This window comes from Myxococcus sp. CA005, from assembly GCF_006518205.1.
GTDB lineage: Bacteria > Myxococcota > Myxococcia > Myxococcales > Myxococcaceae > Myxococcus > Myxococcus xanthus.
The window spans coordinates 82281-95101 of the sequence record NZ_SRLV01000029.1; the positions used below are offsets into that span (position 1 = coordinate 82281).

General features: G+C 70.2%; 14 protein-coding genes. 6 read left to right on the plus strand and 8 right to left on the minus strand.

Features of this window, described 5'->3' with window-relative positions; all coding sequences use genetic code 11:
• Positions 1-17: 17 nt before the first annotated feature.
• Together FMQ63_RS15410 and FMQ63_RS15415 are read right to left on the minus strand one after the other, a co-directional pair.
• Positions 18-290, minus strand: a complete 273-nt coding sequence (locus FMQ63_RS15410) for a GIY-YIG nuclease family protein (protein ID WP_011550605.1) — start codon at positions 288-290, stop codon at positions 18-20.
• Positions 291-315: 25 nt separating this feature from the next.
• On the minus strand, positions 316-591 hold the full coding sequence (locus FMQ63_RS15415) for a CBS domain-containing protein (RefSeq protein ID WP_225909709.1): 276 nt from the start codon (positions 589-591) through the stop codon (positions 316-318).
• Between the two features lie 171 nt (positions 592-762).
• Here FMQ63_RS15415 and FMQ63_RS15420 point away from each other — a divergent pair, with 171 nt between their 5' ends.
• The 4 genes from FMQ63_RS15420 to pdxA all read left to right on the plus strand — a co-directional run bounded on the left by FMQ63_RS15420 (position 763) and on the right by pdxA (position 4966).
• Positions 763-1782, plus strand: a complete 1020-nt coding sequence (locus FMQ63_RS15420) for an alpha/beta fold hydrolase (protein ID WP_011550603.1) — start codon at positions 763-765, stop codon at positions 1780-1782.
• A gap of 106 nt (positions 1783-1888) precedes the next feature.
• Complete coding sequence (locus FMQ63_RS15425; RefSeq protein WP_171452394.1) at positions 1889-2887, plus strand: peptidyl-prolyl cis-trans isomerase; 999 nt, start codon at positions 1889-1891, stop codon at positions 2885-2887.
• Positions 2888-2951: 64 nt separating this feature from the next.
• Positions 2952-3920: a peptidylprolyl isomerase gene (locus FMQ63_RS15430; protein ID WP_026114071.1), complete on the plus strand. Its 969-nt coding sequence runs from the start codon at positions 2952-2954 to the stop codon at positions 3918-3920.
• A 5-nt stretch (positions 3921-3925) separates the two neighbouring features.
• Entirely contained in the window at positions 3926-4966 is a 1041-nt protein-coding gene (pdxA, locus tag FMQ63_RS15435; protein ID WP_011550600.1) for a 4-hydroxythreonine-4-phosphate dehydrogenase PdxA, read from the plus strand.
• 277 nt (positions 4967-5243) lie between these two features.
• On the opposite strand, the gene FMQ63_RS15440 is transcribed toward pdxA, so the two are convergent.
• Positions 5244-6824 (minus strand): AgmX/PglI C-terminal domain-containing protein, encoded by a 1581-nt coding sequence (locus tag FMQ63_RS15440; RefSeq protein ID WP_011550599.1) that lies wholly within the window; start codon positions 6822-6824, stop codon positions 5244-5246.
• A gap of 287 nt (positions 6825-7111) precedes the next feature.
• Between FMQ63_RS15440 and FMQ63_RS15445 the strand changes: the two genes are divergently transcribed.
• Positions 7112-7468, plus strand: coding sequence for a nuclear transport factor 2 family protein (locus FMQ63_RS15445; protein ID WP_020480741.1), 357 nt, complete (start codon positions 7112-7114; stop codon positions 7466-7468).
• Between the two features lie 135 nt (positions 7469-7603).
• Entirely contained in the window at positions 7604-8185 is a 582-nt protein-coding gene (locus FMQ63_RS15450; RefSeq protein ID WP_225909708.1) for a carboxypeptidase-like regulatory domain-containing protein, read from the plus strand.
• On the opposite strand, the gene FMQ63_RS15455 is transcribed toward FMQ63_RS15450, so the two are convergent.
• The 5 genes from FMQ63_RS15455 to FMQ63_RS15475 all read right to left on the minus strand — a co-directional run.
• Complete coding sequence (locus FMQ63_RS15455; protein WP_011550596.1) at positions 8148-9551, minus strand: aminopeptidase P family protein; 1404 nt, start codon at positions 9549-9551, stop codon at positions 8148-8150. The two genes, FMQ63_RS15450 and FMQ63_RS15455, sit on opposite strands and share 38 nt — an antisense overlap.
• 15 nt (positions 9552-9566) lie before the next feature.
• Positions 9567-9947 carry a response regulator gene (locus tag FMQ63_RS15460; RefSeq protein WP_013936365.1) on the minus strand — a complete coding sequence of 127 codons (381 nt, stop codon included), beginning with the start codon at positions 9945-9947 and terminating at the stop codon, positions 9567-9569.
• Complete coding sequence (locus FMQ63_RS15465) at positions 9947-10675, minus strand: HAMP domain-containing sensor histidine kinase (protein WP_011550594.1); 729 nt, start codon at positions 10673-10675, stop codon at positions 9947-9949. Before FMQ63_RS15465 ends, FMQ63_RS15460 begins: the two co-directional genes overlap by 1 nt.
• A 3-nt stretch (positions 10676-10678) precedes the next feature.
• Complete coding sequence (locus FMQ63_RS15470; RefSeq protein ID WP_011550593.1) at positions 10679-11446, minus strand: response regulator; 768 nt, start codon at positions 11444-11446, stop codon at positions 10679-10681.
• The coding region (locus FMQ63_RS15475) for a sensor histidine kinase (protein WP_368667209.1) at positions 11443-12821 on the minus strand (1379 nt) is incomplete at its 5' end. The genes FMQ63_RS15475 and FMQ63_RS15470, both read right to left, overlap by 4 nt.

Sequence of the window (12821 nt, forward strand, 5' to 3'; positions counted from 1 at the left end):
TGGCGTGCCACCAGCGCTCAGGGGCGCCCCAGCATGCGCAGCTTCTCAGCGCGCGACAGCCGCTTGATGGCGGCCTCCCGCCGGAGCGCCGCGCCGCGGTCCCCCGCGGCCTCGCTCCACACCAGGGTGACGGGCAGCCGCGCCCGCGTGTACGCCGCCCCGCGCCCCCGGCCATGGGTGGCCAGCCGGCGCTCCAGGTCGTTGGTGGCGCCGGTGTACAGCGTGCCGTCACGGCACCGCAGGATGTAGACAGTCCACGAGGGCGATTCGTCCGGCACGGCGTGCCGCACTCTACCGCCCCCGCGGACCGCCGTCTCACCCCGCGCCGTGAGGCTGGGCGCCCTGGAGTCGCGACCGCCGCGCCCCCGCCCGCGCCGCTCCGGGAGCCCCCGCCCGCGCCATGACACCGGACACCGGCGCCAGCGGATCCCCCCTCCAGGCCGCGAGGATGTGCTCCTCGCTGACCAACCCCAACAAGCCTCCCCCTTCCCCCACCACGCCCAACAACCGCACCTGGTGCCGCTCCATCTTCCGAAGGGCCGCCAGAAGGGTATCCGTGGGAAAAACGGTGGCGAAAAGGGAGGACCACATTTCCTTCCAAGCCTGTTTCCGCCGCATTGCCACCTCCTCCGAGTCGTTGCCTACATCTCCCTGCAACAGTCCTGCCGGGCGGGTTCTTGCTCACCAATGAACACGGCATGGCCCCGCGGTCCGGCTTAGACTGGCGACGTGACTCGTCGACAGGTGGCACGGTTGGGTCGGATGGCGGACCTCTTTTCGCGAACGATGGTGCGCGGGAAGGAGGGGCTGCTGACGCTCACCTTCCGCCCGGACGAGCTGTACCGGGTGCCCACGGACGACGGGGCCTCCATTGCCCTGGGCCGCTACCACGCCCGAGGCGAGAAGCGCTTCGCCCAGCCCGTCATCCTCTGCCACGGGTTGGGGGCCAACCGCTTCCACATGGACTTCGACGAGCAGTACAGCCTGGCCCGCTACCTGGCCCGGTCCGGCTTCGAAACGTGGGTGCTGGAGCTGCGGGGCCGGGGGCTGGCGGGCGACTGCCCGGATTTCAACTTCGATGACCAGGCCGAGCATGACGTGCGCACGGCGGTGCGTACCGTCTTGTCCACAGGTGCGAAGGAAGTGCTCTGGGTTGGTCATTCCAAGGGCGGGCTGATGCTCTATGCCCACCTGGCGAAGACGCCGCAGGCGCCCGTGCGGGCGGCCGTCACCCTGGGCAGTCCCTTCACCTTCGCGGTGCAGCCGGGCCTGCGCACCTTCATCCAGAAGGTGGAGCCGGTGCTGAAGCTGCGGGTCATCCCCACCAGCCGCGTCACCAGCATCGCCCTGTTCGGCGCGCCGCCGGGGCCCATGAGCCGCTACATGATGCTGGCGGAGAACATGGAGACGGAGGTGGTGCGGCGCGCGCTGGCCAACGTGCCCGCCGACATCGCCGGCGGCGTGGGGCGCCAGTTCGCGCGGTGGATCACCACCAACCGCTTCACGTCCTACAACGGCGAGTTCGACTACCGCGAGTCCCTGTCCCGGGTGACCATCCCCTTCCTGCTGCTGGCGGGCAGCAAGGACCTGCTGGCCCCACCCATGGCGGTGGCGCGCGCCAAGGAGTACCTGGGCGGGCCGGTGAAGGTCCTGGTCGCCGGCAAGGCCCACGGCTTCGGGGCGGACTACGGGCACGCGGACCTGGTCCTGGGCCGCCGGGCCCCGGACGAAATCTTCCCCCTGGTGGAGGCGTTCCTCTCCGCACACGCGACGCAGCCGTAGGCCCGGTGAGGTTGTCCGGCCCTGCCCGGCGTGCTACCGGAACGGGCCTCGCGCCATGACTGACGGCTTGCCAATCTGGAGCCCTCCCCCTCACGAGGCCCCGCGCATGCGCTTTTCTCCCACCCGCGCCTTCCTGGTCCCACTCGCCATCGCCCTGGCCGCGGGGGTGGGCATGCCCGCCTGCACCAAGCCCGTGATGGAGACGCCGGAGGCCCTGGTGGTCGCCAGCGTCAACGGCGAGGTGCTCAGCCGGGCGGACTTCGAACAGGAGCTGTGGCGCGAGCTGGCGCTGACGGACGTGTCCCAGCGCACCTTGGAGGACGTGGAGCCCTTCAAGCGCGCGCTCCTCGATACGTACATCCACCGGATGCTGCTGCTGCAGGAGGCGCGCAAGCACAACGTCACCGTCACCCCGGAGGAGGTGGACCGGGGGGTGCTGCGGCTGTCCGGGGACTATCCGGCGGGCAACTTCAACGAGGTCCTGGCCCAGGGGCAGCTCTCCATGGCGGAGCTGCGCTCGCGGGAAGCAAGCCGGCTGACCATCGAAAAGCTGTTCGCCAGCCACGTCTATTCGCGCGTGGCGGTGACGGAAGAAGAACTGCGGGCCTGGTACGGCGCGCACGAGAAGGACTTCCACGAGCCCGAGCAGGTCCACGCCGCGCAAATCGTGGTGAAGGGCCTGGACGAGGCACGGCGGCTGCAAACCCAGCTCAAGTCCGGCAAGAAGTTCGCAGACCTGGCGCGCAGGTATTCGCTCAGCGCGGACGCCAAGGTGGGAGGCGACCTGGGGTTCTTCCCCCGGGGGCAGATGCCGCCCGCCTTCGACGAAGTGGTATTCAAGCTGGGGGTGGGGCAGGTTTCGGACGTGGTGTCCACCGAGTACGGCTTCCACCTGTTCCGCGTGCTGGAGCGCAAGCCGGCGCGCAAGCGGGAGTTCGTGGAAGTCCGTTCGCTGGTGGAGGGCAAGCTGCTGGAGCAGAAGCGGTCGCAGGCGCAGGAGACGTTCGAACAGGAGCTGCGGCAGAAGGCCCAGGTCCAGGTGAACGAGGCCACGTTGCAGGCCATCCGCGGGCGTCCGACGCCTCAGCAGGCGACGGCGGAGTGACGACGAAATCGAAGACCGGGGCGGCGGTTGGACGCGCCCGGGGCGGTACGGAAGGATGGCGGGAATGAAGAAGCTGGTGGCGGCAATCGCGGCGGTGGCGCTCCTGGGGAGCGGCGGCGCGGCGCACGCGGAGCTGGTGGACAAAGTGGCCGCGGTGGTGAATCGCGACATCATCGCGCTGTCCGAGGTGCAGCAGCGCGCGGCGCCAGAGATGGCCCGCGTCAACGACCCGGACCCGCGCAAGCGCGGCGAGCAGCGGCTGCAGCTGATGAAGACGGCCCTGGACACCCTCATCGGCGAGAAGCTGATGGAGTCCGAAATCGCGCAGCTGGGCATCACCGCCAGCGAGGCGGAGGTGGATGAGCTGGTGGCGGACGTGCGCCAGCAGAACAACATCACCGACCCCGCGCAGTTCGAGCAGCTCCTGCTGGGTGAAGGCCTCACCATGGCCACCTACCGGGACATGATGCGCAAGCGCATCCTGCGTGACCGCCTGCTGCGCATGAAGGTGGGCCCCCAGGTGAAGATTACCGAGGAGGACCTCAAGGCCGCGTACACGCAGTACACGCGCATGGAGAGCGGTGACTCGGAGGTCCACGCGCGCCACATCCTGGTGCAGGTGGACGCCAAGGCCACGGCGGAGCAGGTGGAAGCCGCCAAGAAGCGGGCGGAGGCCATCGCCACGGAAGCGCGCCGGCCGGGCATGGACTTCGCCTCGCTGGCCCGCGCCCGCAGCGAAGGCCCCAGCGCCGCGGACGGCGGTGACCTGGGCTGGTTCAAGCGGGGCGTCATGGTTCCAGCCTTCGAGAAGGCCGCGTTCGGCCTCCCCGAGGGCGGCGTCAGTGAGCCGGTACGCACCAACTTCGGCTGGCACGTGCTGAAGGTGGAGGAGCGCCGCACGGTGGCCGCCGCGTCCTACGAGGAGATGCGCCCCAAGCTGGAGGGCAAGCTGCTCCAGGAGAAGACGGAGAAGTTCCTCGACCAGTACGTGCAGGAACTGCGGCAGAAGGCCAACGTCGACGTGAAGCTGTAGCCGCCGTGGGCCTTCCGCACGTCGGAATCTCCCTGGGGGACGTGTCGGGCATCGGGCCGGAGGTGACGGCCGCGGCCCTGACGAAGCCCTCCGTGCGCAAGGTGCTCGTCCCCGTCATCTTCGGGGACGGGCCCACGCTGGCGCGCTTCCCCGCCTTCCGCCGCTATGCCCGCGTGGAGCCCTCCGCCCTGGGCCGCGTGGAAGGCCCCACCGTGGTGGAGGTAACGCGGCTCGCGGAGAAGGACCGCGTGCCCGGAGAGCCCTCGCGCGAGGGCGGCCGCGCGCAATACGCCTTCGTGACGGCGGCCATCGACGCGATGCGGGCCGGACACGTGGACGCGCTGTGCACCGCGCCCGTGTCGAAGGAGCAGATTTCCCGCGCGGGCATCCCCTTCATGGGTCACACCGAAGTGCTGGCGGAGGCCTTCGGCGTGGACGTGATGATGTTGATGGATGGGCCTCGCGTGCGCGTGGCGCTCGCCACCAACCACGTTCCCCTGGCGGACCTGCCGCGCCTGCTCACCGTGGACGGACTGACCGCGCAACTCAAGCTGCTGTCGCGCAGCCTGGAGCCGGTGGTGGGCCACAAGCCGCGCATCGCCGTGCTGGGGCTCAACCCGCACGCGGGCGAAGGTGGGCTCCTGGGACGCGAAGAGGTGGAGGTGATTGGCCCCGCCATCCGCAAGGCCCGCGCGGCCCGGGTGGACGCGAATGGGCCCATCCCCGCGGACGGGCTCTTCGCGAAGCCCGACGAGGTGGGCGCGCGCTACGACGCGGTGCTGGCCATGTACCACGACCAGGGGCTCATCCCGGCCAAGGCGCTGGACTTCGAGCGCACGGTGAACGTGACGCTGGGCCTGCCCGTGCCGCGCACGTCTCCCGACCACGGCACGGCCTACGCCATCGCCGGCAAGGGTGAGGCGAGCTGCGTGCCCATGGTGGAAGCACTGCTCAAGGCCGCCCAGCTCGCGGGGGCCCGTCTTGCACACCAGGCAACCGGGCGACGTGCTCGGCCAGGTCCGCTCCGTCCTTCGCCGGGTCGATGAGCTGAACGTGTGCCCCGGAGCCACTGTCCGGGACCACCAGCACGCTCACGAGGCCCCGGGGACACTCCCCCAGACAGCCTGACGCCATCACCCGCGTCCGCTCGGCGAGGCCCCGTCCCGCCAGGGCCTCCCGCAGCCGGCGTGGCAGGTCCACGCCACCGGCGCTGGCCTCCAACCGCACGAGGCAGCGGTGGCAGACGTGCAACTCCGTGGGCTCCGGCGGCTCGGTCGCTGGCATTCCAAGTGGAAGCATAGAAGCCAGTGGTCCGCGCGTACCTCAGAAGATGAAGGGGAAGCGGATGGGCTCCTGCATCCGCACCTGATGCACCGGGAACTTCCAGCGGCGCACCACGTCCTCGATGCAGCGCGACAGCAGCGTGGCGCGCAGCGCGGCGGTGTCCATGGACACGTTGAGCGTCTCACCGCTGGGGAGCACCGACCACTGCACCATGAAGCGGCCACCGGCCTCCATCGGCGTGCCCTGCGCGTGTGAACGCAGGCACGCGGTGATGGCGGGCTGGTTCGTCAGCACCACCTGCTTCACGTCCTCCGGCGTGAGGTGCTCCTTCACGTCCACCGCCGGCGGCACGTAGACGGTGCGCGCGGGCGCCTCCGCCTTCGAGAGCTCCGCGTCCGCGTCTTCCGTGAAGCCCAGCTCGCGCGCGAAGGCCTCATCGAGGTCCGCGTACGGCCCCTTCTCCGACGTGTCCTCCTCCACGGCCTCCGCGGCGACATCACCCGGTGACGTCGCGATGGCGTCCTGGGACGCGGCGCCTGCCGCACCCGTGTCTCCGAAGTCGAGCTCGACGGGCGCGGGAGGCAGAGCCGCCGCCTCGTCTGGCTTCGCCGGGGCCTTGCGCTTGAAGGGCGCGGGGCTCACCACCGCGAGCGACTCCGCCACGGGCGTGCCCGGGCTTCGCGCCGGCTCCGAGGCAGGCACGGAGGCGCGCAGTCCCTTCGCCGCATCCCGAAGAAGCGCCGAACCAATGCCCGGCTGCGTGCTGGAGACAGCCATGGACGACGCGGCACCCGAGACGTGCGACGAGGCAGCGAGCGCCGCGTCCGGCGATGAACCGCTCACGGCGGCCTGCGTGGACGTGCTCGCTCCAATGGCGTGCCCAGACGAAGCGGCGGTGCGCATCGCGGCGCCGGCGCCAGCCGACGACAGGCCCGCCTGGGCGTCACCGCTCGTGCCAAGGACAGCGCCGTGCGCCGTGCGCCGGATGGCATCATCGACGCTCGCCTGCGTCCCCGTGGAGTCACCACCACGCACGTAGAGTCCCGCGACCAGCAGCAGGCCCGCCGCCAACGCGCCCACGGCCGCCGCGCCCATCAACTCCCCGGGGCGAAGTCCCAGGACACTGACTGTCTCGGTCGCGCTCGCAGCGCGCCACCGCGCGGATTCCAAGTGCGCATGCGGCGGCGCATCACCCCACATGGGCGCATCCGGCGCACGCGCCAGCACATTCTCCGCACGCGGCGGCAACAAGGCGCCCAGGGACGTCACCTTCTTCGCTCCAGGCGAAGTGCGCATCCACTCGGGAATCTCCACCGTGGGCTCGGGCAACACGTCCAGCGCGCGCGAGGTGGACAGCGGCAGGCGCTCCAGCCATTCCGTCTCCTCCTCCGCGAGTGCGAGCAGCGCGCGCATTCTCGCGGAAACATCCGTCACGGGTGCAGGGTCTTCCACGGCCGCGTCGTCTTCACATGCCTCGAGAAGCTCACGGTCGAGATACGCGTCGAGGTCTCCCTCGAGCGCCTCGCTCACGCTCACCGTGCCGCGCGGCTCCAACGCACCTGGAGTGCCTTTGCCCTGAGTACGGAACTGCCCTTCAGCTCCGGAAAGAAGCTCGTCCACACGCCCTCCCTCGCCCGCGCTGCACTCACCGGCCCTGACTTCGACAGAGCGTGCAACGTAGGAACCGGTCCTCGTCGCGCCACCCCCCACTGTTCGTCCTAGAACGCTGTGCCCCCTGGAGGCACCGCGCCTGTCCACTGCTTCACCGGGTCAACTCACGGCGGATGGCGCACGCGGCCCCGCAACTTCGCGCTCTGGAAATTCATTCCGCACGCGCGCATGCGCGCCGTACTCACGACACCTCATGTATCAACCACGCCTGCATCCACCCTGCTGGCCGTCTCTGCGTGCGGCCCTGTTTCCACCCGGAGTCAGTCACCCATGAGCACGACTTCCGCGGCGCGGACGGCGCGGAGATGAACCGTGACGCGTTCATCGTGGGCATCGCCGAAATCCCCGGTGACATCACGTCCGTCGAAGCCGAAAAAATGAAGTCTCACGTCTTCGGTGACACGGGCGTGCTGGCTGGCGTCCAGCGCTCGCGGGTGCGCATGACGGACGGCAGCGAGGTCACCGACGCCGTGTACTTCACCGACGTGTGGCAGCGCCGCGACGGAACGTGGCTCATGGTGTTCGCGCACAGCAGCCCGGCCGCGCCCACCGAGGCTCAGCAGGCGCCCGAAGGCGCACCGCAGCAGCAATAACCCTGCCCCTCCGTCCCACGAGGACGTTGCGCACCCCACACCCCGATGCACGGCGTCAGGCGCCGCGCACCCCACATCGCAGCGCCTCCTACGCGGAGCGCGCATCCTGATACACTCCGAGACCGGGAGGCCGTCATGATGCAGCTCTTGCACGGTGAGCGCCGGTGGCGCCTGCCGGCCCAGGGGGAAGACTGGCTCATCGTACCGTCCGTCGACCTGGAGCGGCTGAAGCACCCGCAGGCACCGGTCCCTGACGTCTTCGTCAGCTCCGCCTTGAAGCGCTGGCTGGCCACCTCCGCCGCGCACACGTTGTATGCGATGTACGAAGCGCTCGGAGGCAGCCGCCCGCTAGGGCTGTCCGGACTGGAGCGCGGCCGGTACGAGCAGCGCCTTCAGCAGCGGCTCACCGAGGCCTTCGTGCATGGGGAGCTGGTGGCGCTCCCCATGGCGCGTCCGGTGCTGCTGCCCACGCCCTGGCCGGAACCACCGCCGCTGACGTCCGAGGAAACCCCCGTCGAGGAACAGACGTGGCTGGCCATCGAGCTGAAGGACGAGGAGGGCAACCCCATCCCCCACGCGCGCTACCTGGTGACGCTCCCGGATGGGAGTACGCGCGAGGGCACCCTCAACAAGAATGGCTACGCGCGCGTGGACGGCGTGAATCCCGGCCAGTGCCAGGTCACCTTCCCGGAGCTGGACGGGCAGAGCTGGTCATGACGGCCTCGATGTCCGAGGCCTCCTTGGGGATGGCGGCGGTAAGCACCTCGTTGCCATCCGAAGTGACGAGCACGTCGTCCTCGATGCGGATGCCGCGCACGTCCGCGTAGCGCGCCAGCACGTCGCGCTGGAGCCTGTCCTTCGCGCGCGCCATGAGCCGCGCGTCCGACAGGATGGCGGGCACCTGGTACATGCCCGGCTCAATCGTCACCGCCATGCCGGGCTCCAAATCGCGGTCCAACCGCAGCGAGCGGTGACCGAACTCCGGCGAGCGCGTGCGGCCCGGCGCATAGCCCGCCCGGTCCCCCAGGTCCTCCATGTCATGCACGTCCAGCCCCAGCAGGTGGCCCACGCCGTGCGGGAAGAAGAGCGCGGTGACGCCGTCCACCACCAACTCCTCCGGGTCCCCACGGAGGATGCCCAACGCCACCAGGCCTCGCGCCATCTCCCGGTGCGCGGCCAGGTGCACGTCGCGGTAGCGCGTCCCCGGCTGGACCGCGTCGATGCTGGCTTTCTGCATGCGCAGCACGACGTCGTACAGCTCGCGCTGCGTCGTGCTGAAGCGGCCCGTCACCGGCCACGTGCGCGTCACGTCACAGGCGAAGCCGGCCGGGCTTTCACCACCCACGTCCGCCAGCAGCAGGTCTCCCTCGCGCAGCGTGTGGTCATAGCGCAGGTTGTGCAGCACCTCGCCGTGCACGGTGACGATGGGCTGATACGCCGGCCGCACGTCGCGCGAGACGAACTCCGCCTCCATCGCGGCGCGCACCGCGGCCTCCAGGATGCCCGGCCGCGTGGCGCGCATGCCCGCCATGTGGGCCAGCACCGTGACTTCCGCGGCCTGACGAAGCTGCGCCTGCGCGGCGTCGTCATGGCGAAGCCGCAGCGCAATCATCGCGTCCGCCAGCGGCACGTCCACCGCCGCCAGGTGGCCGGGACGCACCTCGCGGCCCAGCAGCGCGGCCACGTCCAGGCACGTCTCCAGGTCCGGCGTGGGCAGCGCCGCCACGTCGCGGCCCTTCAGCGCCGCGGGCAGCTCGGCGCGCGAACGCACGGTGCAGCCCGTCCGCTCCGCGATTTCAGCGAAGCCGGGCACCGCGCCGTCCCACAGCGCGTCGTCGGGACCGGGCTCGGGCAGGTACAGCGTCCAGCCCTGGCCGTCATACAGACCCACGCCGTCCGGCGTCGCGAGCCCGAAGAGGTAGAGGAAGTGGCTCGACGCCCGAAAAGGGAACTGGTCGGCGGCGTAGTTGCGAGGACGGGGGCGGCTCGACGCCAGCAGCGCGGCCGCGCTCCCCAGGGCTTTCGCCAGCTGCTCCCGCCGTCGGGTGAGAGCGGAGCGCTCGGAAACGGAAGGGAGCAGCATTCTGGAACCTCGCGTTCAGGCACCCAGCGGGCGCTGGGGCAACAGCTTGAAAAGGAAGGCCAGCAGGTCGTCGAAGTGGCCGCCCTTGCGGAAGACGGCGTCCACCGGCATGTCGATTTTCCCGTCATGACCGGTGACGAAGACGACCTTGGTCTTCGGCATGTGGTGGCGCACCAGCGGAATCAGCCCCGTCCCAAAGCCGTCACCCAGGCTCTGGTCCAACAGCACGGCGTCATACGCCCGAGGCCGGTTCAATAATCCCGCGGCCTCCGAATAGGAGCCGGCGGTGACGACCGCGAAGCCCGCATCCTCCAAAAGCGCGGACAGCGTCATCCGGTTGGAAGGGTCGTCTTCCACGAGCAGCAGGCAACGCCCGAACGTCCAGTTCGTCTCCATCACTTGCTCCCCCGAGTCACGTCATTCCGGTCATGGGCCCCCGCCTCCAGGCCCGTGAATTGGATTTCCACGTAGGTGCCCCCGGAGGGGCCCGCGCCCAGGTCCAACTGCCAGCCGTGCCGCACGGCCGTCCGGTGGACGATGCTCAGCCCCAGCCCGGCGTGGTGGGGCCGCGTGGTGAAGAAGGGCTCCAGGGCGCGCGAGTACGCCTCCGCCGCCAGGCCCTCTCCGGTGTCCTCCACACGCAGGCACACGCCGCTTTCGGCGTCGCGCGTGCGCACCGTGAGCGTCCCGCCGCGCGGCATGGCCTCCAGCGCGTTGTCCACGAGGCAGCGCACCAGCAGCGCCAGGTCCTCCACCTCCAACGGGACGCCGCCCTGCTCCTTCAGGTCGCGCACCACCTCCACCGACGGCGGCACCTGGGCCTCGGCGAGCGCGCGCTCCACGCCTTCGCGGGCACTGCACCGGGGACGCGTGCCACCGGTGGGCGGCGGCGCGCGCTTGGAGAGCACGTCCTCGGCGGACGTCAGCTCTTTTTCGATGAGCTGGAAGAAGGTCTCCACGCGCGGGTCCGCGCTCCAGAGGTCCGTCTTCTTCACCTGCCGCATCAAGTAGAACGAGGCGTTGCGGATGCTGGCCAGCTTGTTGCGCAGGTCGTGCCGCAGGGTGGAGGCCACCACGTCCGCCACCGCCGCCCGCTCACGCGCCTGGAGGTCTCTGCCTGCCATGGGTCAAATCCTCGCGCCTTGCAGCCCTTGTTGAGGCCGGCCTCGCACCCGTGCAATCGCCTGCACCAGCTCGCGCAACGGTACCGGCTTGGTCATGCACACCACCGCGCCTTGCGCCGCCACCCTGCGGAGCATCTCCGGCACCACGTGGCCAGACACGGCGATGATGGCGACGGACAGGTTCGCCGCGCGCACCTTGGACACCAGCTCCGGCCCGCTCATCTCCGGCATCACCAGGTCCAGCACGCAGACGTCGTATTCCCCCGAACGCAACGAGGCCAACGCCTCCTCGCCGCTGTACACGGCGCGCGCGCGCAGCCCCACCGTGCTCAGGGCGCGCACCATGCCGCGCGCCACCTGTTCGGTGTCGTCCACCACCAGGACCTGCGGCGCCGCCGCCGCGCGCAGCACCGTGTCCAGCGCGTGCGTCACGTCGAAGGGCTTGGGCAGCACGGTGAAGGCGCCCTCGGCGAGCGCGTCATCCACCAGCTCCTCCGCCGTGAAGGCCGTCATCAGCACCACCGGCATGTCGGGGCGCTCCTGCTTGATGCGGCGCAAGAGCTCCACGCCGTGCAGGCCGGGCATGCGGATGTCCGTGAGCACCACGTCCACGGATTGCTTCTCCAGGAGGCGCAAGGCCTCCTCACCATTGGCCGCCTCGAGGACCGTGTGGCCCTCCAGCTCCAGGTTCGCGGCCAAGGTGATGCGAAGCGACTCCTCGTCGTCGACCAGCAGGATGCGCGCGGGGGCCACTGCGACGTCCTCCATCATGCGGCCTGGGCCGCCGCTGCCGCGGGGAGCTCGATGAGGAACTCACTACCCCGCTCCGCTTCGCTGCGCACAGAGATTGTGCCGCCATGACGTTGCACCATGTTGGCGACAATGGCCAGTCCCAAGCCGGTGCCACGCGTCTTCGTGGTGAAGAGCGGTTCGAAAATCTTGGGCAACACCTCCGGAGGAATCCCCGCGCCGTCATCCATGACCCGGATGCGCCAGGGACTCGCGTCTCCACCTTCCGCTACGACTGAAACCACTCCATTGCGCCCCACGGGCATGGCCTCCACTGCGTTCTGCACCAGGTTCACCAGAACCTGACGGAACTGCTCCTTGTCCAGGTGCGGCACCGGCAACGACTCCGGCACGTCATTGACGATTCGCACCCCTTCCCGCTGCGGCACCACGCCAATGGCCTCGTCCACCAACGGACGCAGCGGACACGGCTGGAGCGCGGGCGGACGCTCGCGAGCGAAGTCGAGCAGGTCGGAGATGATTTTCGCGCAGGCGTTCAGCTCGCGCTCCATCAGCCCCAGGAACTGGGGGACCCGTGGGTCATCCGCGGCCCCTGCTGGGTCCCTCGTGAGCTTCCGGGAGAGATAGGCGTGGGAGTTGCGCACGGCGGCCAGCGGGTTTCGCAGCTCGTGCCCCACGCTGGCGGCCAACTGTCCCACCGCGGCCAGCTTCTCCACGCGGATGAGGTGCTCCTGGAAGCCGCTGAGCTCGCGCAGGGCGCGGTCCAGCTCGCGCGCCTTCGCGTGCTCCCGTTCGCGGGCCAGCTCCAGCTCCGCCCGGCGCACCGCCACCTCGCGCAGCTCGCGCAACATGCCCCGGCACGAATACACCAGCACCACGTCGATGAAGGCCACCCAGAAGGCGTGCTCCACGAACCGCCACAGCTCCGGCGGAAGCCCGCCGTAGAGCGAGTGTGACCACAGGGTGCCGCGCATCACGTGGTCCACGACGGTGGTGATGCTCGCGGAGAGCAGCACCCACGGGTCGCGGTACAGCGCCAGGAAGGCCAGCGAGCCGAAGATGTGGAAGTGCGTCTCCACCCGGCCGTCCGTCAGGTAGATGAGCAGCGAGGACCAGAGCGCCTGGCATACGGCCACCACGTGACGGGTGGGCATGGAGCCCGGGCGCCAGCGGGCCATCACCATCGGGAAGGCGCTGAGCAGCGTCCCCACCAGCACGGCCGCCTGGAGCTGCGCGCCGCTGCCCCGCGGACCAAACAGCGCGATGACGATGCCCACCGCCCACTGGCCCAGCATCAGCCCCGCGAAGAGCCGGTCCGTGCGGACCCGCACCGCGGACAGGTGCTCGCGGAACAGCCGCGCGGCGCGCTCCTTGAGCGCCATGGGCGGGCTGGGCG